The sequence below is a fragment of the Kribbella kalugense genome, assembly GCF_004365875.1.
Taxonomy (GTDB): Bacteria; Actinomycetota; Actinomycetes; order Propionibacteriales; family Kribbellaceae; genus Kribbella; species Kribbella kalugense.
On sequence record NZ_SODF01000003.1, the window covers coordinates 837,230 to 856,583 of the forward strand.

General features: G+C 68.4%; 20 protein-coding genes and 1 tRNA gene. 7 read left to right on the plus strand and 14 right to left on the minus strand.

What is annotated here, in order from left to right:
• Nucleotides 1-1,308, plus strand: coding sequence for an NAD(P)/FAD-dependent oxidoreductase (locus EV650_RS35370; RefSeq protein ID WP_134123497.1), 1,308 nt, complete (start codon nt 1-3; stop codon nt 1,306-1,308).
• Here EV650_RS35370 and EV650_RS35375 read toward each other — a convergent pair.
• Both EV650_RS35375 and EV650_RS35380 read right to left on the minus strand, forming a co-directional pair.
• Complete coding sequence (locus EV650_RS35375) at nt 1,305-1,961, minus strand: response regulator (RefSeq protein WP_134123498.1); 657 nt, start codon at nt 1,959-1,961, stop codon at nt 1,305-1,307. The genes EV650_RS35370 and EV650_RS35375 overlap by 4 nt on opposite strands.
• Nucleotides 1,958-3,079 (minus strand): sensor histidine kinase, encoded by a 1,122-nt coding sequence (locus tag EV650_RS35380; RefSeq protein WP_134123499.1) that lies wholly within the window; start codon nt 3,077-3,079, stop codon nt 1,958-1,960. Before EV650_RS35380 ends, EV650_RS35375 begins: the two co-directional genes overlap by 4 nt.
• 104 nt (nt 3,080-3,183) lie before the next feature.
• On the opposite strand from EV650_RS35380, the gene EV650_RS35385 reads away from it, so the two are divergent.
• From EV650_RS35385 to EV650_RS35395, 3 genes are all read left to right on the plus strand, one after another.
• Nucleotides 3,184-3,690 carry a glycine cleavage system transcriptional repressor gene (locus EV650_RS35385; RefSeq protein WP_134123500.1) on the plus strand — a complete coding sequence of 169 codons (507 nt, stop codon included), beginning with the start codon at nt 3,184-3,186 and terminating at the stop codon, nt 3,688-3,690.
• Nucleotides 3,687-4,229: a peptide deformylase gene (def, locus tag EV650_RS35390; protein WP_134123501.1), complete on the plus strand. Its 543-nt coding sequence runs from the start codon at nt 3,687-3,689 to the stop codon at nt 4,227-4,229. The genes EV650_RS35385 and def overlap by 4 nt, the downstream gene beginning before the upstream one ends.
• Nucleotides 4,230-4,248: 19 nt before the next feature.
• A tRNA-Leu gene (locus EV650_RS35395) sits at nt 4,249-4,331 on the plus strand.
• 1 nt (nt 4,332) lies between these two features.
• Here EV650_RS35395 and EV650_RS35400 read toward each other — a convergent pair.
• The 3 genes from EV650_RS35400 to EV650_RS35410 form a co-directional block, all read right to left on the minus strand.
• Nucleotides 4,333-5,043 (minus strand): hypothetical protein, encoded by a 711-nt coding sequence (locus EV650_RS35400; RefSeq protein ID WP_134123502.1) that lies wholly within the window; start codon nt 5,041-5,043, stop codon nt 4,333-4,335.
• A gap of 39 nt (nt 5,044-5,082) precedes the next feature.
• Nucleotides 5,083-5,913, minus strand: coding sequence for a uracil-DNA glycosylase (locus tag EV650_RS35405; RefSeq protein WP_134123503.1), 831 nt, complete (start codon nt 5,911-5,913; stop codon nt 5,083-5,085).
• Between the two features lie 102 nt (nt 5,914-6,015).
• Nucleotides 6,016-7,458 (minus strand): MFS transporter, encoded by a 1,443-nt coding sequence (locus EV650_RS35410; protein ID WP_134123504.1) that lies wholly within the window; start codon nt 7,456-7,458, stop codon nt 6,016-6,018.
• A gap of 130 nt (nt 7,459-7,588) precedes the next feature.
• On the opposite strand from EV650_RS35410, the gene EV650_RS35415 reads away from it, so the two are divergent.
• Complete coding sequence (locus tag EV650_RS35415; protein WP_134123505.1) at nt 7,589-8,173, plus strand: TetR/AcrR family transcriptional regulator; 585 nt, start codon at nt 7,589-7,591, stop codon at nt 8,171-8,173.
• 54 nt (nt 8,174-8,227) lie between these two features.
• Here the strand turns inward: EV650_RS35415 and EV650_RS35420 are convergent, their stop codons facing one another.
• From EV650_RS35420 to EV650_RS35440, 5 genes are all read right to left on the minus strand, one after another.
• On the minus strand, nt 8,228-9,184 hold the full coding sequence (locus tag EV650_RS35420; RefSeq protein ID WP_134123506.1) for a Ppx/GppA phosphatase family protein: 957 nt from the start codon (nt 9,182-9,184) through the stop codon (nt 8,228-8,230).
• Nucleotides 9,132-9,611, minus strand: a complete 480-nt coding sequence (locus EV650_RS35425) for a DUF501 domain-containing protein (RefSeq protein ID WP_134123507.1) — start codon at nt 9,609-9,611, stop codon at nt 9,132-9,134. Before EV650_RS35425 ends, EV650_RS35420 begins: the two co-directional genes overlap by 53 nt.
• A complete protein-coding gene (locus EV650_RS35430; RefSeq protein WP_202875207.1) occupies nt 9,608-10,213 on the minus strand; it encodes an FtsB family cell division protein in 606 nt (201 codons plus the stop codon). The genes EV650_RS35425 and EV650_RS35430 overlap by 4 nt, the downstream gene beginning before the upstream one ends.
• A 17-nt stretch (nt 10,214-10,230) precedes the next feature.
• Nucleotides 10,231-11,511 (minus strand): phosphopyruvate hydratase, encoded by a 1,281-nt coding sequence (eno, locus tag EV650_RS35435; protein ID WP_134123508.1) that lies wholly within the window; start codon nt 11,509-11,511, stop codon nt 10,231-10,233.
• Between the two features lie 208 nt (nt 11,512-11,719).
• Nucleotides 11,720-12,565 carry a phosphotransferase enzyme family protein gene (locus EV650_RS35440; protein ID WP_369409974.1) on the minus strand — a complete coding sequence of 282 codons (846 nt, stop codon included), beginning with the start codon at nt 12,563-12,565 and terminating at the stop codon, nt 11,720-11,722.
• Between the two features lie 179 nt (nt 12,566-12,744).
• Here EV650_RS35440 and EV650_RS35445 point away from each other — a divergent pair, with 179 nt between their 5' ends.
• Together EV650_RS35445 and EV650_RS35450 are read left to right on the plus strand one after the other, a co-directional pair.
• Complete coding sequence (locus EV650_RS35445; RefSeq protein WP_134123510.1) at nt 12,745-13,206, plus strand: hypothetical protein; 462 nt, start codon at nt 12,745-12,747, stop codon at nt 13,204-13,206.
• Nucleotides 13,203-13,493, plus strand: coding sequence for a transcriptional regulator (locus tag EV650_RS35450; RefSeq protein ID WP_134123511.1), 291 nt, complete (start codon nt 13,203-13,205; stop codon nt 13,491-13,493). Before EV650_RS35445 ends, EV650_RS35450 begins: the two co-directional genes overlap by 4 nt.
• 24 nt (nt 13,494-13,517) lie before the next feature.
• Here the strand turns inward: EV650_RS35450 and EV650_RS35455 are convergent, their stop codons facing one another.
• From EV650_RS35455 to pth, 4 genes are read right to left on the minus strand one after another with little or no spacing between them, the layout of a single operon-like run.
• Nucleotides 13,518-14,498: a nucleoside triphosphate pyrophosphohydrolase gene (locus EV650_RS35455; protein WP_134123512.1), complete on the minus strand. Its 981-nt coding sequence runs from the start codon at nt 14,496-14,498 to the stop codon at nt 13,518-13,520.
• A 6-nt stretch (nt 14,499-14,504) separates the two neighbouring features.
• Nucleotides 14,505-15,119 (minus strand): hypothetical protein, encoded by a 615-nt coding sequence (locus EV650_RS35460; protein WP_238174685.1) that lies wholly within the window; start codon nt 15,117-15,119, stop codon nt 14,505-14,507.
• 27 nt (nt 15,120-15,146) lie between these two features.
• Nucleotides 15,147-18,776: a transcription-repair coupling factor gene (gene mfd / locus EV650_RS35465; protein ID WP_134123514.1), complete on the minus strand. Its 3,630-nt coding sequence runs from the start codon at nt 18,774-18,776 to the stop codon at nt 15,147-15,149.
• Nucleotides 18,773-19,348 (minus strand): aminoacyl-tRNA hydrolase, encoded by a 576-nt coding sequence (pth, locus tag EV650_RS35470; protein WP_134123515.1) that lies wholly within the window; start codon nt 19,346-19,348, stop codon nt 18,773-18,775. Before pth ends, mfd begins: the two co-directional genes overlap by 4 nt.
• Nucleotides 19,349-19,354 lie beyond the last annotated feature (6 nt).

A 19,354-nucleotide genomic window follows, 5' to 3' on the forward strand; every position in this document is an offset into this window, starting at 1 on the left:
ATGACAGCCCAGGTGCCGCACATCCTCGTCGTCGGAGGCGGCTACGTCGGGATGTACACCGCGTACGGCCTGCGCCGCGCCGCCCGCAAGGGCCGGATCCGCGTGACCGTCGTCGACCCACGGTCGGTGATGACGTATCAGCCGTTCCTGCCGGAGGCAGCCGCCGGCTCGGTGGAACCGCGGCACGTCGTGGTGCCGCTGCGTAAGACCCTCAAGGGCTGCCGGGTGGTGACCGGTCGCGTCACCGGCATCGACCACGGACACAAGGTCGCCAAGGTGATGCCCGAGGAAGGCCCGGAGTACGAACTGGCCTACGACCAGATCGTGGTCGCGCTCGGCTCGATCGCCCGGACCCTGCCGATCCCCGGCCTGGCCGAGGAGGCCACCGGGTTCAAGAACGTCGAAGAGGCGATCGCCCTTCGCAACAAGGTCATCGACCGGCTCGACGTCGCGTCGTCGCAGCCCGACCCGGCGCTGCGGAAGTCCGCGCTGACCTTCGTCTTCGTCGGCGGCGGGTACGCCGGTGTCGAGGCGTTCGCCGAACTCGAGGACATGGCCCGCTACGCCACCCGGTACTACGACAACATCAAGCCCGAGGACATGCGCTGGGTGCTGGTCGAGGCGACCGGCCGGATCCTGCCCGAGGTCGGCAAGGATCTCGGCGAGTACACGGTGAACCAGCTCCGCAAGCGCAACATGGACATCCGGCTGGAGACCCGGCTGGAGTCCTGCGAGAAGGGTCACGTGATCCTCAGTGACGGCGAGGAGTTCGACTCCGACACGATCGTCTGGACCGCCGGCGTGAAGGCGAACCCGGCGCTCGCGGCGACCGACTTCCCGCTGGACGAGAAGGGCCGGATCAAGACGCTGGCGAACCTGCGGATCGACGGTGTCGACGACGCCTGGACCGCCGGCGACAACGCCGCCGTACCGGACCTGACGTCGGAGACCGGCGCGTACTGCGCTCCGAACGCGCAGCACGCGGTCCGTCAGGCGCACCGCCTCGCCGCGAACATCCTCCGCGTGGTTGACGGTCAGCCGCCGCAGGACTACGAGCACAAGTACGTCGGCTCGGTCGCGAGCCTCGGCCTGCACAAGGGCGTCGCCCAGCTGTACGGCGTGAAGGTGAAGGGCTGGCCGGCGTGGTTCCTGCACCGGACGTACCACGTGTCCCGCGTCCCTACCTTCAACCGGAAGGCCCGGGTCATCCTCGACTGGACACTGGCGCTGTTCTTCGCGCGCGAGGTCACGTCCCTGGGCAGCCTGCAGATGCCCAACGAGGAGTTCCGCCGAGCCACCCGGTCCTAATACAGGAGGCCGGCGTCGTGGACCAGGAGGGCGATCTGGACGCGGTTGTTCAGGTCGAGTTTGGTGAGGATGCGGGAGACGTGCGTCTTCACGGTCGGGACGCTGAGGTACAGCGTTGCGCTGATCTCGGCGTTCGACTTGCCCTCCCCCACGGCGACGGCGATCTCGCGTTCGCGGTCGTTCAGGCCGGCGAGCCGGGCGACCGCTTTGGCCTTGCGGTCGTCCTGACCTGACGCGGCGACGCGGGTGATGAGTCGTTTGGTGACGGCTGGTGAGAGGACGGGCTGGCCGCCGGCAACCCGCCGTACCGAATCGACGATCTCGGCCGGCGGGGTGTCTTTGAGGACGAAGCCGGCCGCACCGGCGCGGAGGGCGCGCAGTACGTGCTCGTCCGCGTCGAACGTAGTCAGGATGACGATCTCGGGTGCGCCCGGCCGGCGTCGTACCGTCTCGGTCGCGGTCAGCCCGTCGGTGCCCGGCATCCGAATGTCCATCAGGATGACGTCCGGGGCGAGCCGATCGATGAGGCCCTGCACACCGGAGCCGTCACCGGCCTCGCCGACCACGCGGATGTCCTGCGCACCGCCCAGCATCAACTTCAGCCCGGCCCGCAACAACGGATCGTCATCGACGATGAGCACTCGAATCGTCATGCCGGCCACGGTAACCAAGCGAAGAGGCGGAAGTCGCCTTCGGGGGTGCGGCCGTGTTCGACGCGACCGTCGACCAGGGCTGCGCGTTCGCTGAGTCCCTTCAAACCTTGGCCATCTCCTCGTCTGCGGTTCGGCGCGGGATTGCGCACCTCGACCTCCAGGCCGTTGCCTGGGGCACCGGTCACGGTGATGGTCACCTGCTCGCCCGGTGCGTGTTTCAGCGCGTTGGTGAGACCCTCCTGAACGATCCGGTACGCCGTACGCCCGACGTGATCCGGCATCGCGCCAGGTGCGTCGAGGGTCAGGTCGACCGGCAGGCCGGCCCGGCGGGATCCCTCGACCAGCAAGGGCAGATCGGCGAACGTCGGCTGAGGGAGCTCGCCGACCGGAGCCCGCAGTACGCCGATGACTTCGCGGAGGTCCTGCAAGGCCTGGTGGGCGCTGGCCCGGATGATCTCGGCAGCGCCAGCAACCTCCTCGGTGGACGCGTCCGGGCGGTACGCGAGGGCGCCGGCGTGCACGCTGAGCAGCGACAGCCGATGGCCGAGTACGTCGTGCATTTCGCGGGCGATCTCCTCGCGGGCCCGGAGTTGGGCCTGCTCCGCCTGGAGAGTGGCCACCGTCTCGGCGCGGTCGGCGCGATCCCGGAGGGTCTGCAAGAGCTGGCGGCGGGATCGGATGTAGAAGCCCCAGCCGGCGACCGCGAGGTAGATCGCGATGGCGGCGATGACGATCGCTTCCGGGTCATTCTTGTGCCGGACCTGGATGTAGGCGAGCAGGGCAAGCGCATTCACCGCGAAAACGAGCAGCGAGGTCCGCCAGGGCTTGTAGATCGCGACGGTCATGATCAGGACCAGCGTCGGTCCGCTGGCGGCGTCGGAGTAGATCGAGATCACGGCCGCGATCAGGGCCAGCTGGACCGGCCAGCGGCGGCGGAACCACAGTGCCAGGCACAGCGCAATACCGGAGTAGAAGTCCAGCGCGAGCAGACCCGAGTTCACCGGGTCCTTCTCGCCGTCGCTGTAGGTCCACAGGCCGAGCAGCACCGCGAGCACGAAGACGATGCTGTCGACGACCCAGTCGCGCGTACTCCGGCGGCGGTTGGCGGACTCGGTCATGGTCTGAATCTAGCGGTGTGTAAGCGTTCTCCGGCGTCTTGGGGGCTGTCCGGATACCGAAGTCGCTTTCTTGAGCTACTTAGGTCGACGGTAGGTTTCCGGGCATGAGTCAGCTCGCTGTCACTGTCATCGGCCCGGACCGCCCGGGGATCATCGCGGACGTCACCGAGGCCCTGGTCGGCACCGGGGTCAACCTCGAGGACTCCACCATGACGCTGCTGCGCGGTCATTTCGCGATGATGATCGTCTGCGCGGGGCCGTTCGACGAGGTGAAGTCGGCGCTGGAGCCGTTGCGTGGCGAGCTGGTGATCACGGTCCGGAAGATGGGTCCGGAGCACGAGCACGCTCCGATCGGTGCGCCGTACATGCTGAGCGTGCACGGCGCCGACCGGCCCGGGATCGTCGCGGCGGTGACCCGGATGATCGCGGCCGCCGGTGGGACGATCACGGATCTGGCGACGCGGCTGAGCGGTGGGCTGTACGTGCTGACCGCGGAGGTCGAGCTGCCGCCGACGGCGGAGCTGGAGATGCTGGACCGGGCGCTCGAGATCGCCGCCGAGGAGCTCGGAGTGGGCGTGACCCTGCGACCGGCGGAGAGCGACGACCTGTGATCACCTCGTGGTCTCCTAAGTTGCTCGACGTCGAGGGCCAGGTCCTCGAAGTCGTCCGGGCCCCACACCCGGTGCTGGCGACTGAAGGCGCGACCGTCGACCCGCTCGATCCCGGGATGATCCAGCTGGCGGCTGATCTGGTCGCGACCATGCGGGTCTCGCCCGGCTGCGTCGGCCTGGCCGCGCCGCAGGTGGGCGTCGCCGCTCAGATGTTCGCGCTGGATGTGACCGGGCACTCGAAGGCTCGTACCTGCCATGGGGTGTTTGTTCTCTGCAACGCGGTCGTCGTCGAGGCCACCCGCAACGAGAAGGCCCGCGAGGGCTGCATGTCCGTGCCCGACTTCACCGGCGACGTCAAACGCGCCACCCGCGTGACCGTGACCGGGGTCCTGCCCGGCACGACCGACGAGCTCACCATCAGCACCGACGCCTTCGAGGCGAGAGCCCTCCAGCACGAGATCGACCACTGCAACGGCAAGCTCTTCCTGGACCGGGTAGCCGGCGCCCACGCCGTCTACCCCCGAAAGGTCTACCAGTAGCTTGTACCCTCAGTCCGACGCCCGGGTGGCGGAATGGCAGACGCAGGGAGCTTAAACCTCCCGGCCTTCACAGGCATACGGGTTCGAGTCCCGTCCCGGGCACTCAGCGGGTGACGTCCGCCTGGTAGCAGGTCAGGCGCCAGGATGCCTGCTGCGGGTCGGCGCCGTTCGGCATCGTGCGGTGTCCGGACGCGAAGGTGACGGTCTGGTCGCCCGCGAGGTAGCACCACAGGTCGAGCTCTTCGTCGGTGCCGTAGTAGTACGAGCGGTAGTGCTGGATGACCTGCGTCCCGAGGAACGGTGTCTGCAGGCGTTGCTGGGCTTCCAGCGGCAGGTTGCCGAGGATGCCGCGCATGTGCTGCGTGAGCTCCAACTGTGGCGCGGCCGTCGGCTCGTCCCGGTTGAAGAACCCACGACGTTTTCTCGTGGGTTGTTGCTGTACGACGGCGTGCGTGAGGCTCGACGGTACGAACGGATCGAAGCGCACGCTCTGGGTCCGCTGGCCTTGATTGTTGACCTTTGGCGTCGTCACCGCGAGCCCGTTGGGTCCTAGCACGACGGCGTACGGCCGGTCGCGCTCTCGCTCATGGAGGTCGGCCCACCATTCGATCGGCGGTCCTACCTTGCGCTCTAGGTGGGTCTTGACGTCGGCGTGGATCTCGGCCCACCAGTGGTACCGGTCGGGACTGGGGACGAACCCCAACTGCGCGGCCTCGTGTGCGCCGGGGAGGTCCGGGGCGCGCTCGACGCCGCCTGCTGGGCGTTGCGCGGCTGGGCGGCCCCGAGACTGCTCGGGGAGGTTGTCAGGCGCCATGGTCGGCAGCCTCCAACAGGTGCGGTGGCCGGGTCAACTTCATACGCCGGCGAGGGTTTTCGCGCGCCTGAGGACGGCGTCGATCATGGGTTCGGTGAGTTTGCCGGTGAAGGTGTTCTGCTGGCTGGGGTGGAAGCAGCCCAGAACGGTGATTTCGCCTTGTGGGGTTGGGATCTGATGCTCTACCGCGTGACCGAACTTGGGTCGCGGGCGGGGTACGTCTGCCCCTAGCGAGGCGAGTCCGGCGAGCAGGGCGTCGTACCCGAACTTGCCCAGGCAGACGATGGCCTTGGTGGTGGGGAGGACGAGCTCTAGTTCGCGGCGGAACCATGGGGCGCAGGTGTCGCGCTCCTCGGGGGTGGGTTTGTTGGCGGGTGGCGCGCAGCGGACGGCGGCGATCATGCGGGTGCCGATGAGGGTGAGGCCGTCGCCCGCGTGTTCGCTGGTCGGTTGGGTGGCTAGGCCGACCCTGTAGAGGCTCGCGAACAGCCAGTCGCCGGACCGGTCGCCTGTGAAGACTCGGCCGGTACGGTTCCCGCCGTTGGCCGCGGGGGCGAGGCCGGCGATGAGGATCTTGGGCTCTCGGGCACCCCACCCCGGGATGGGTCGTCCCCAGTACGGCTGGTCGGCGAAGGACTTCCGCTTGCCGATGGCAACGTCTTCCCGCCATTCCACCAGCCGCGGACAGGCACGGCAGACGGAGACTCTCGCCTCGAGTTCTTTCAGGTCGTCGGTTGCGGCGAGCTTCACGACCTCGACGGCGTCGTGGGCCACCGGAGTACGCCGTACCGCGGGGTCCTCGGGCCAGCCGGTGCCGGGCGGGACCGGACTGTCGAACAACTCCCCCGTCAACGGGTGCGGAAACTTCACCCCCTCAGACTAGAGACACTCGTCTCTCAGCGAGGGCCACTTTGTGCACCAGATCCGTGGCGGCGGGCTCTTGACGTACGGATCTGGTGCACAAGGTGGTTGTTAGGCGACCAGGTCGTCGGCTGACTGGGGTTGGATGGCTGGGGTTTGCGGCGCGACGGCCGGAGTACGGCGGGGGCTTGGGATGGCTAGGGCTAGTACGACGGCTGTGGCGGCGAAGGCTGCTAGGAGGAGGAAGGTGTTGGTGAAGCCTGACTCGGCGGGGAGGCCGGAGGGTTGGACGTGGCCGGTGATGATGGAGCTGGCCAGCGCCGTACCGATGGAACCGCCGATCGTGCGGATGTTGGTGTTCATGCCGGTGGCCGCGCCCGTCTGCTCGCGCGGGACGTTCTGGACGATCAGGCTGGTCATGGACGCGTAGGCGAGGCCCAGGCCCATGCCGAAGAGGGCTGTGGAGACCGCCACCTGCCACTGCTGGTCGTGGAACTCCGCGAAGAGCAGCGCCGCGACCAGGCTCAACGCCGACCCCGAAATAACCTGCGCCTTCACGTTGAACCACGGTGCGAGCGGACCGCTCAGCGTCCCGGTGATCGCCATCGTGACCAGCATCGGCAGCATCAGCAACCCGGCCTGCGTCACGCTGGCGCCGAAACCGAACCCGGCGGCCTTCGGGATCTGCAGGAACTGCGGTACGAACGCGTACACCGCGAACATCGCCGCCCCGAACAGCAGCGCCACCAGGTTCGTCGTCCACACCGCCGGGCGGCGCATCATCCGCATGTCGATCAGCGGGTTCCGCGACCGCAGTTCGACGGTGATCCAGCCGGCCAGCAGTACGGCGGCCAGCGCGAACAATCCCGTCGTACGCAACGAGCCCCAGCCCCACGAGCGACCGGTGCTCAAGGGCAGCAGCAACGCGATCAGCCAGCCGGACAGGAACGCGGCGGCCAGCCAGTCGATCCGGCCGGGCACGCGGTTCGGCGACTCGGGCACGTAGCGGCGGACCAGCAGGGTCGACGCTGCGACCACCGCCATCGGGATCCAGAACAGCCAGCGCCAGCCGAGCCACTCCACGATCGGGCCGGCCAGGACGATCCCCAGCCCGCCGCCGGCGGCGATGATCGCCGACACCACGCCGACCACGGACGGCACGCGCTGCGGCGGGAACTCGTCCCGGATGATGCCGAACGCCAACGGGAACACGGCCCCGCCGACGCCCTGGAAGACGCGGGCGGCGATCAGTACGCCGATGTTCGGCGCGAGCGCGGCGATCAGGCAGCCGACGGCGAGCGCGCCCAGCGCGATGAACAGCGTGCGCTCCTTGCCGACCATGTCGCCGATCCGGCCGAGCAGCGGCGTTGCGACCGAGACTGAGAGCAGAAGTGCGGTGAAGACCCAGGTGACCGTGCCAGGGGTGGTGTGCAGGTCGTGCTGGATGACGGGCAGCGCCGGGCTCACCAGCGACTGCAGCATCGAGAACGAGGCGACGACCGTGGCGAGTACCGCCAGGGTCACTCGCGGGTTGCCAGACCTGATGACAGGCATGCAGAAGTCCTTCGAAAGGGGTGTGAGTGCGCCTGAAGGCGGCGCAAGAGTTCCCCGGCCTGGTAAAGTCGAGGTGTGCCTCCACTATAGCGGAGGCAAGCCTCCGGTATTAACTGGCTAAGGTGAGCGAATGGTGAGTGAGCAGAGCAGGCCCGCCCTGCGGGTCGACGTACGGCGGCCGCAGCGAGCGGACGCACGACGGAACTTCGACGCCCTGCTCGCCGCCGCCCGGGACGCGTTCGCGACCAAGGGGGTCGGGGCCTCGCTGGAGGACATCGCCCGCCAGGCCGGCGTCGGGATCGGCACGCTGTACCGCAACTTCCCGAACCGGCGGGACCTGATGCACGCGGTCTACTTCGGCGAGATCGAGGAGCTGTGCATCGCGGCGGAAGACGTCGCCGACCTGCCCCCGTGGGAGGCGCTCACGACCTGGCTGCACCGGTTCGTCGAGTACGCCGCGACGAAGCGGGCGATCTGGGAGTCGCTGAACCGGGAGACCGAGAACTTCAAGGCCGCGCGCGAGGCGATGTATGCCGCCGGTACGCCGCTGTTCGAACGCGCCCAGGCAGCCGGCGCGGCGCGCAAGGACGTCTCGTTCGACGACCTCCTGCGCATGGTCAGCGGCCTAACCGCAGCCGGCTTCGTCGACCAGGCCCAACGCGACCGCGTCCTAGCAATCGCCCTCGAGGGCGTCCGCGCGCGTGCTTCCTTCTGACTTGAGCGTACAGCGAACGGCGTTTGCCCGACCGAGGTTATCCACAGCCGCCCGCTAGGCGAGGGTGAGGGCTACGCCGTCGAGGATGTCTTGTTCGGAGATGGTTACTTCGTCGACGGTCATGCGGTCGAAGAGGCGTTGGAGGATGACGGCGCCGGCGCCGATGACGTCCAGGCGGCCGGGGTGGATCGACGGTACGGCGGCTCGTTGGGCGCGGGTTGAGGTGGTCAGCCAGGTGGTTGCCGTGCGCAACTCCGCGCCGAGCAGGTGAGCGTGGTGAACGGCGGTGCGGTCGTACTCCGGGAGGTTCAAGGCGACCGCGGCCACGGTGGTCGCAGTCCCGGCGACGGCGATCAGGGCGCGGGCTCTGGTCAGCGGGACTGTGGTGGTGCCGAGCAGGGCCTCAACGTCCCGGGTGATCGCGGCCAGTTCGGCTTCTGAGGTTGGGTCCGTGGTGACATGGCGTTCGGTGAGACGAACCGACCCGATGTCGAGCGACTCAGCCGCGAGTACGCCGTTCGCATCGCCCAGGACCAACTCCGTCGAACCACCGCCGATGTCGGCAACGAGGTACGGCGCCGGCAGATCAAGGGATGCGGTCGCTCCGCGAAAACTGAGCTCGGCTTCCGAACGGCCAGAGATGATCTCGGGATCCACGCCGAACCGCGATCGGATCCCCGCAAAGAACTCGTCCCGATTGGACACGTCCCGGGCAGCCGAGGTCGCAACGAACCGCATCCGGGAGACGCCGGCCGCACGGACCACGTCGGCAAACGAGTCCGCAGCCTTGAAGACTCGCTCCAACGCCTCCGGGGCAAAAGCACCGGTCGCGTCCACACCTTGACCAAGGCGGACGATCGTCATCCGACGATCCACTTCCACCAGCCGACCGTCAATCAGATCGGCGATCAGCAGCCGGATCGAATTCGTACCGCAGTCAACTGCCGCAACTCGCACCTCAGACACACGGCCCTCGGCGACCCCAGTCGTCCAGGGCTTCCAGCGCCTCATCCCCCAACGGGTTCACGCCAGGACCGACCGCCAGCGAATGACCAACGAGAACGTGCAAGCACTTCACCCGATTAGGCATGCCGCCAGCGGTGATACCGGCGATCTCCTCAACGTGTTCGATCGACTCGCGATGAGCGAGGTACGACTCATGGGCCGCGCGATACCGCGCAGCGAGCTCCGGATCCTCCGCCAGACGGTCCGTCATCTCTTTCATCATCCCCGAGGCCTCGAGAGTCCCGATGGCGGACGCGAGACGCGGGCAAGTCACGTAGTACGTCGTGGGGAACGGCGTACCGTCCGGCAGTCGGGGCTCGGTCTCGACCACGTCGGGGAGACCGCAGCCGCAGCGGTGGGCGATGGAGCGGATCCCGCGGGCGGTCCGGCCGAGCTGTTTGCTGACCGCCTCGGAGTCTTCTGTACTGCTCAACGAGAGGCCTTCGGCGAGGGGGTCAGGATCGGCTTGGGCTTCGGCTGGACGGGCGTCGGCGTCGCGACGACGGGCGGCTTGCCCGCACCTTCGACGCTCCCCCACAGCTTCGTGTACCAGGTCGGCTTCTGTGTGTCCGTCGCACCGTCCGAGGGCGTCGACGGCTCCGGCGGGGCGCCGACCGGCTTCCCGTCCGCGCCGATCACGCGGTACCCGACCTCGCCCGGCATCACCCAGCCGAGCCGCTGGCGGGCCTGTGCCTTCACGTACGCGTCGTCGCCCCAGCGGGCGATCTCGTCGTTCAGTTCACCGACCCGCTTCTGCCGGTCCCGGATCTCCTGCTGCAGCGCGCTGACCTGCTGGTGCTGGTCGAACCAGACCCGCAGGCTCTGCGCGTACGACACGATCAGTGCGCCGAGCACGAGCAGTACGACGGCCGCCCGGCCGGTCAGGTTGCGGGAACCGCGGGTCCGAGCCGGGTCGGCCTGGGCTCCCGCCGTACGGCGTTTCGGCTGGTCGCCCCGCCGGGCCGGTGGACGCGACTGGGTCCGGCTCGACGGACGCGAGCCAGGTCGTGCACCGGATTCCCGACGGGACGGCATGTCAGTAGCTCCTCAGGTCAGCCCTGGAAACGCGGGAAGGCCGAGCGACCGGCGTACGTCGCCGCGTCGTCGAGCTCCTCCTCGATCCGGAGCAGCTGGTTGTACTTCGCGGTACGGTCGGACCGGGCCGGGGCGCCGGACTTGATCTGGCCGCAGTTGGTCGCGACCGCGAGGTCGGCGATCGTGGTGTCCTCGGTCTCGCCCGAGCGGTGGCTCATCATGCAGCTGAAGCCGCTGCGGTGGGCCAGGTCGACGGCGTCCAGCGTCTCGCTCAGCGAGCCGATCTGGTTCACCTTGACCAGCAGGCTGTTCGCCGACTTCTCGGTGATGCCGCGCTGCAGCCGCTCGACGTTGGTGACGAACAGGTCGTCGCCGACGATCTGGATCTTGTCGCCGAGCTGACCGGTCAGGCTCTTCCAGCCGTCCCAGTCCTCCTCGTTCAGCGGGTCCTCGATCGAGACGATCGGGTACGACGACACCAGGTCGGCGTAGTACGCGATCATCTCGTCGGCCGACTTCTTGCCGCCCTCGAACGCGTACACACCGTCGGTGAAGAACTCGCTCGCGGCCACATCCATCGCCAGCGCGATGTCCTTGCCCGCCTGCAGGCCGGCCTTCTCGATCGCGACCAGGATCAGGTCGAGCGCCTCGCGGTTGCTCTCCAGGTTCGGCGCGAAACCGCCCTCGTCGCCGAGACCGGTGGACAGGCCGCGCTCCTTCAGCACTGCCTTCAGCGCGTGGTAGACGCCGGCGCCCTGCATCAGTGCCTCGGCGTACGTCGGGGCTCCGATCGGGGCGATCATGAACTCCTGCACGTCGACGTTGCTGTCCGCGTGCGCGCCGCCGTTCAGGATGTTCATCATCGGCACCGGCAGAACGTGCGCGTTCGGGCCGCCGACGTACCGGAACAGCGGCAGGCCGGAGCTGTCCGCCGCCGCCTTCGCGACCGCCAGGCTGACGCCGAGGATGGCGTTCGCGCCCAGCTTGGCCTTGTTCGGGGTGCCGTCCAGGTCGAGCAGGGCCTGGTCGATCAGCCGCTGCTCGTGGACGTCGTACCCGACGATCTCCTTGTCGATGTCCTCCAGGATCGCGGTGATCGCGTTCTGGACGCCCTTGCCGCCGTACCGGGCCTTGTCACCGTCCCGCAGCTCGACGGCCTCGAACTGACCGGTGGACGCGCCCGAAGGCACTGCCGCCCGGGCGACGGTGTCGTCGTCGAGCAGTACCTCGACCTCGACAGTGGGGTTGCCGCGCGAGTCGAGGATCTCGCGGGCGCCGACGGCCTCGATGGTGGCCACTATTGACTCCCAAGTTCTCGATGACGAATCGGTCCCGAGCCTAGCCTCCAGACCACCAGCCTCAGTGGACCGCGTCGACCCTAACGATCGCATCCACCGGTACCTCCCGCGTCAATAACACACCGTTAGCCGCCAGAAACACCTCGAGATCGCCAGAATCCACACCCAGCAAGACTTCTACGCCCGACACCGACTGTTCTCCAAGGCTTCACGCTTCGAAACAACGGCGGGCGTCGGATAGGCCTCTGTGGTTTTCGGTGGGGGTGGAGATGCCGGTGAGGATGTTGTTCGCGGTTCGCCAGGCGAAGTAGGTGGCTTGGACGGCCCAGCGGATGTGGAGGTAGGGGGTCAGGCCTCGGGCGAGTTCGTGGGTGAGCTCGGGGCGTTGGTGTAGGTAGGCGGGTACGACGTGATCCGGGGAGCCGGCGTACATGACGGCTGAGGCGACGTCGTACAGGATCGGGCCCTGCATCGCGCTGCCCCAGTCGATGAGGGCTACTTGGCCGTCGGGTTGGCGGAGGAAGGCTTCGGCCGCGGGGTCGCCGTGCAGCCAGGCCCAGGAGACGGGTCCGAGCGCCCAGGCTCCGGCGATCGCGTTCTCCACCGCGGGACGGATCCATGGCTCAAGGTCCAGGTACTCATCGAACTGGGTCAGCAACTGGAGCCAGTCATCAAGGTCCCCGGGCTCCAGAGCGGCGATCGTGTGCACCCGCCCGAGCAGGTCGCCGATCGCCGCCTGATCCTCCGGGCTCTCAGCCAGCTCGGTGCCACCGACGTACTCCAGCACGGCGACCTGCGGACCGTCTACGCGCTCCACGAGACGCCCACCCTTGCTCAGCCGCGGACGCCCAGTCATCACACCACCGTCATCCAGCCGAGCCGCCAACTCCAGCCCAGGCTCGAACGCCGAGTCCCCCAACTCGACAGCCTTCAACACCACCCGCCACCCATCCCCAGCAGCCAACCAAGCAGCCGAGTTCATCCCCCCAGTCAAAACCTCCACCCGCAAAGGCTTCAGATCCCACCGCTCCCGCAGCACCCCAGCAACATCCACCCACCCACCCTCTCAGCTACCCAGGTTCGTGCCCGAAGGACAGGTAGTACACCGCCGATACGCCGTACGCACGGCGACCCCGACGCTCAGGTGTACTACCTCCCGCCCGACACCTCCTGTCGTTAGGCACGCAGACCGCCTACTTGCCAAAGTGGAAAGTTATTGGTTAGCTTTCCGGTGTGGAAAGTGATGCGGAGGAGCAGCTGCGGATCATCGAGCGGGCCGAGGCGGCGCCGTACGTGAGCTACCCGAAGACGCCGTGGTGGTATCCGCCGGTCGTCGGGCTCTGGGTGGCGGGTCTGATCGGGGTCTTCGCCTGGTGGCGGGAGAACGGCGTGCTGTTCGTCGGATCGCTGGTTGTCCTGATCGCGCTGGAGGCCGGATTCCTGACCTGGATGCAGCGGCGGCACGGTGCGATGCCGTTTCCGGGGCGCGGCCGCCCGCCGCGGGAGATCGCGCGAATTTGGGTTCGGTACTTCGTCGCGGTGCCGGTGGTCGCGCTGGTCGTCGGGCTGGTCTGGTGGTTGGCCGGACTGCTCGCGGCCGCGGTGACCGCGTTCGTGCTGGTGACGGCCGGCATCTGGTACTACGAACGCCGGTACGCCGTCGCCGCCGCGCAGGTCCGGGAGCGTCTCGGGTGATCGATGGACTCGACCCGGTGATCCACGCGCCGAAACGGCTGGCGGCGATGGCCGTGCTGGCCAACGCCACCACGGTGACCTTCCGGTTCCTCAAGGACTACCTGGAGGTGAGTGACTCCGACCTGTCCAAGCACATGTCGGCCCTCGAGTCGGCCGGGTACGTCGCCACCACCAAGACCGGTCACGGCCGCGGCGCCACGACGACGTACCGGATGACGAAGGCGGGGACCCAGGCGTACGCCGCCCATCGAGACGCGCTCCGCGCCCTGCTGGACGGGCCCAAGTAGGTCAGCTGGACGGGCCCTAGGAGGTCAGGCGGTTTCGGCGGCGCGGACCTGGTCGGCCAGCTCGCCGACCGCGGTCCGGAGCGCCTGCTCCGCGTCGACGCCGAGGCGGCGGGCTTCGCGCACGATGGCGAGCAACTCCGGGCCGATCTCCTGCGCGGAGGCGACCGTCGGCTCGGCCTCGGGCGAGGCATCCGGCGGCAGGACCTTCGCGGACCGGCCCAAGACCTTGTCAGCCAGGGCCAGAGCGGGCAACGCCAGGGGGATGCCTTCGAGGACTGAGTTGCGTTGTTTCTCCGCGGCCTTGATGGTTTCCCAGTTGGCTTCGACCGCGGCCGCGTCGGCGGCGTCGACCGTGCCGAAGACGTGGGGGTGGCGGCGGATCAGCTTCTCGACGATGCCTCCGGAGACGTCGTCGATGGTGAAGCCGTCTTCGGAGTCTTCAGCGATGCGGGAGTGGAACGCGACCTGCAGCAGCAGATCACCCAACTCCTCCTGCAGGTGCGAGAGGTCGCCGGTGTCGATCGCCTCGAGGGTTTCGTACGTCTCCTCGAGCAGATACTTCGCCAGGCTCTCGTGCGTCTGCTCCTGGTCCCAAGGGCAGTTCCGCCGCAGCCGGTCCATCACCCGGACCAGATCGATCAGCCGAGCCCCCGGTACGTCGTACGACCCGTGCAGGATCTCCACTTCATACGGCGCGTGAGGATCGCGGGTCCGTGCATCCGCGACGACCCGCAGCAGACCGGGCTCCCCGTCATCCCCCGTCAGCCAGACCACCTGACGGCCGGCGACAGCCGCGGACGACAGCCACGACCAGGCGTCCGCCTCGACCTGCGTGACCACCAGCCCGGAGCCGATCACAGCCTGTACGTCGGGATGCTCTGGACCGCCTGCCGCGCCGATCTCGTCGGCTGCCTCGAGGGCCTGCCAGGTGGCGCGGGTGAGCAGCCCGGGAGCGATACGAGGACTCGTGAGGACGACCTTGATCCCGCCCGCGGGCTCAACCATCAGGCGTCAGCCCTGGCCCGGCTCTGGCGTGGCGGTGGCCTCGCGCTTGGCCTTGGTCTGGTCGGACTCCTTCGACAGCGACCCGGAGATCGTGCTGTTGATCTGGCCGTCGGTCCATTGGCCGAAGCGCGGCGCGACCGTGACGTCGATGCTCTTCGAGGCGTCGCGCATCGCCAGCGTGCCCTTCTGCAGGACCGCCTGGTCCTGCAGGTTCTGGACCGTGCCGCCGCCGAGCTTGACCGTGACCATCACCGACGTCGCGACCGCGTTCAGGAAGTCCTTCGACACCGAGTCGGTCTGGAACTTCTGGTACGTCGCCTCGTCGCCGCCGACCGCGCTCTTCGCCGCGGCAGCGGTCTCCGCGGCGCTGACCGGGATCGACTTCTCCTGCTGGATCTGCGCAGCGAGCACGTTCGTCACCAGGTCACTCAGCGCGAACTTGCTGGTGTAGTCGTTCCCGAGCGCCGCGCTGACCGCTCGCGAGGTCTTGTCGACCTGGTTGATGCTGATCTCGGTCCCGCCGACCACAGCTGCCGCGCCCGGGTGCGTGCCCGCCGCGCATCCACCGGTCAGCAGCACCATCGCCACCACCGCACCGAGAGCCCGAAGCCGTGTGCTCACCGAATCTCCTCGCATGTTTTTGCCCACCTACGCCGGCACCACAATAGGTTCGGCGATCACGTCGTCGATCAACCGGGTGCACCATTGCAGCAACTCCTGGTCACGGAGCGGCTGACCGCCGATCTGCCGGGTGGCAGGTCGTGGCACCAGAATGGTATGCAGTTGCGGCTTCACCAGACTCTTCGGGTACAGCCTGTTCAGCCGGAGCACCTTCGAATCGGGCAGCTCGACCGGCCCGAACCGGATCAGATTGCCCTGCAGCGTGACGTCGTGCAGCCCTGCCCGGCGGGCGTGGTTGCGGAACTTCGCCACCTCGATCAGGTTCAGCACCGCCGGCGGAATGTCGCCGTACCGGTCGTGCAACTCCTCGACCAGCTCGGCGATGCCCTCCTCATCCCGGACCGCCGCGAGCCGCTGGTACATCTCCAGCCGGAGCCGCTGCGACGGGATGTAGTCGTGCGGCAGGTGGGCGTCGATCGGCAGCTCGATCTTGACCTCGGGCTCCTCGGCCTGGGTGTCGCCGCGGTACTCCGCGACCGCCTCGCCGACCAACCGCACATAGAGATCGAACCCGACGTCCGCGATGTGTCCGGACTGCTCGCCGCCGAGCAGGTTGCCGGCGCCGCGGATCTCCAGGTCCTTCATCGCGACCGCCATACCGCCACCCAGGTCGGCGTGCTGCGCGATCGTGGCCAGCCGGTCGTGGGCGGTCTCGGTGAGCGGCTTCTCCGGCGGGAAGAAGAAGTACGCGTACGCGCGCTCCCGGCCACGACCGACGCGACCGCGGAGCTGGTGTAGCTGGGACAGACCGAGCAGATCGGAGCGCTCGATGATCATCGTGTTCGCGTTCGAGATGTCGATCCCGGACTCGACGATCGTCGTACACACGATCACGTCGGACTGCTTCTCCCAAAAGCCCTGGATCACGTTCTCCAGGGTGTGTTCGTTCATCTGGCCGTGTGCGACCGCGACCCGGGCCTCGGGCACGAGCTGGCGGATCCGGGCGGCGGCCTTCTCGATCGTGTTGACCCGGTTGTGGACGACGAAGACCTGGCCCTCGCGGAGCAGTTCGCGCCGGATCGCGGCGGTCACCTGGTGCTCGTCGTACGCGCCGACGAAAGTCAGCACCGGGTGCCGCTCCTCCGGCGGGGTCGCGATCGTCGACATCTCCCGGATCCCGGTGATCGACATCTCCAGGGTCCGCGGGATCGGCGTCGCAGACATGGTGAGTACGTCGACCGCGGTCCGCAGCCGCTTGAGCTGCTCCTTGTGCTCGACGCCGAACCGCTGCTCCTCGTCGACCACGACCAGCCCGAGATCCTTGAACGCGACCTCGCCGCTGAACAGTCGGTGCGTCCCGATCACCACGTCGACCGACCCGTCGGCGAGACCGTCGATGGTGGCCTTCGCCTCCTTGTCGGTCTGGAATCGCGACAGCGGGGCCACGTTCACCGGGAAGGCGGCGTACCGCTCGGCGAAGGTCGCGTAGTGCTGCTGCACGAGCAGGGTCGTCGGCACGAGTACGGCGACCTGCTTGCCGTCCTGCACTGCCTTGAAGGCCGCGCGTACGGCGATCTCGGTCTTGCCGTAGCCCACGTCGCCGCAGACGATCCGGTCCATCGGCATGACGCGTTCCATGTCGTGCTTGACGTCGTCGATGGTGGCGAGCTGGTCCGGCGTCTCCACGAACGGGAACGCGTCCTCGAGCTCACGCTGCCACGGGGTGTCCTTGGCGAACGCGTGCCCCTTGGTCGCCTGGCGGGCGGCGTACAGCTTGATCAGCTCGCCGGCGATCTGCCGGACCGCCTTGCGGGCGCGGCCCTTGCGCTTGGCCCAGTCGCCGCCGCCCATCTTGTCCAGCGTCGGCTGCTCGCCGCCGACGTACCGGGTGACCTGGTCGAGCTGGTCGGTCGGCACGTACAGCCGGTCGCCGGGTTGACCGCGTTTGCTCGGCGCGAACTCGATCACGACGTACTCGCGGGTGGCCTTCTGAGCCCCCGTGCCGACGGTCCGCTGCATCATCTCGACGTACCGGCCCACGCCGTGCTGCTCGTGGACGACGTAGTCGCCGGGCTGCAGCTCCAGCGGGTCGATCGTCTTCTTCCGGCGCGACGGCATCCGTTGCTGGGAACGGCGTTCGGCCATCGACCGCTGGCCGGCCAGGTCGTTCTCGGTCAGTACGGCGAACTTGATGCCGTCGGCAATGAACCCGTGTTCCAGCTGACCTTGCGAGATCAGTACGACGCCGGGCTCGGGGATCTCCTCGATCCCGTCGACCACCCGGGCCGGCAGCTCCGCCTCGGAGAACACCTCGGCCAGCCGCTCCGCCGGACCATGTCCTTCCGTGACGCAGACGACCCGCCAGCCGTCCCGGAGCCAAGCACGAATGTCCTCGGCCGCGGCCGCCGTCTCACCGCGGTACGGGTCGACCTCGTGGACGGCAAGAATCTTGCTGGTAACCGATCCGGTGTCGGTGTCGATGTCGAACGCGATCCGCTCGCCCATTGAGTCCCGCAGCTCGGGCACATCGGTCGGGGCTGCGGCGAACGGCGAGAGGCTCCACCAGGCCAGGCCCTTGCCCAGGGCATGCGATCGGACGTCACCCAGCGACATGTACGCCGCCGCGCCGAGGTCGATCGGGGCCTCGCCGCCACCGGCGGCCGCGGCCCAGGATGCGTCGAGGAACTCCTGGCTGGTCGCGACCAGGTCGTGCGCACGAGCCCGGACCCGCTCGGGGTCGCTGACGATGACGTGCGCACCGGCCGGCATCAGGTCGACCAGCAGCTCCATCTCGTCGACGAGAACCGGAGCTAGCGACTCCATCCCCTCGACCGCATGTCCCTCGGCGAGCTTCTCGAACAGCTCGGCCAGCTCGGGGTGTTCCTTCGCCAGTACGGCGGCCCGCGCACGGACCTCGTCGGTCAGCAGCAGCTCCCGGCAGGGCGGCGCCCACAGACCGTGCTCGGCGATGTCCAGCGAGCGCTGATCGGCAACCGCGAAGTACCGGATCTCTTCTACGTCGTCGCCGAAGAAGTCGACCCGCAGCGGGTGCTCCTCGGTCGGCGGGAAGACGTCGATGATGCCGCCGCGGACCGCGAACTCACCGCGCCGCTCGACCAGGTCCACCCGGTGGTACGCCGCTGCCGCGAGCCGCTCGACGACGTCCTCGAGCTCGACCGAGTCACCGACGTGCAGCTGCACCGGCTTGAGGTCGGCCAGGCCGGCGACCTGCGGCTGGAGCACGGACCGCACCGGGGCGACCAGGATCCTGATCGGACCGGTCGTCTCGTCGGACGGATCCGGATGCGCGAGGCGTCGCAGTACCGCAAGCCGGCGGCCGACCGTGTCGGACCGGGGCGACAGGCGCTCGTGCGGGAGGGTCTCCCAGGCGGGGTAGTAGGCGACGGTGCCGGGCTCTTCGACCAGGCACTGCAGCGCCTCGGTGAGCTCCTCGGCCTCGCGGAAGGTGGCGGTGACCGCGAGGACCGGGCGGCCGGCGCCGTTCTGGGCCGCGGCGATCGCGGCGAGCAGGACCGGGCGCACCGGCGTCGGCGCGCTCAGGTCGAGGGTCGTGACGCCGTCGCTCCGGGCGTCACGAACGGCCTCGGACACCACCGGATCGGTGATCAGGGTGTCGACCAGACCGCTCAGTTTCACGAGTTGTACTTCCCTTGGGTGGCGTCTAGGCCGTCGGTGAGCAGGCACTCCACGGCATCCGCGGTTCGGTCCACGGCGAACGGGAGGTCCTTGCGTTCGGTGGGGGAGAACTCGTTGAGGACGAAGTCGGCGGGGGCCTGCCGGCCCGGCGGACGACCCACACCGAACCGGATTCGATAGTACTCACCGGTGCCAAGCGATTTCCGCAGCGACTTGAGCCCGTTGTGGCCGTTGTCCCCGCCGCCGAACTTGCACCGCAGTACGCCGAAGTCGATGTCCAGCTCGTCGTGCACGACGACCAGGTTGGCCGGGTCGAGCTTGAAGAACTTCAGCAGCCCGGAGACCGGTCCCCCGGACTCGTTCATGTACGCGCGGGGCTTGGCCAGCACCGTCCGCAGGCCGCTGACCCGGGTCTCGATCACCTCGGCCTTGACCTGCTTGCTCTGCTTCCACTTGCCGCCGGTCCGGGCGGCCAGCTCGTCGGCGACGAGGTGACCGATGTTGTGCCGGGTGCGGGCATACGAAGGGCCGGGATTCCCCAGCCCGACGACCAACCACACGTCGTCCGCCACGGATCC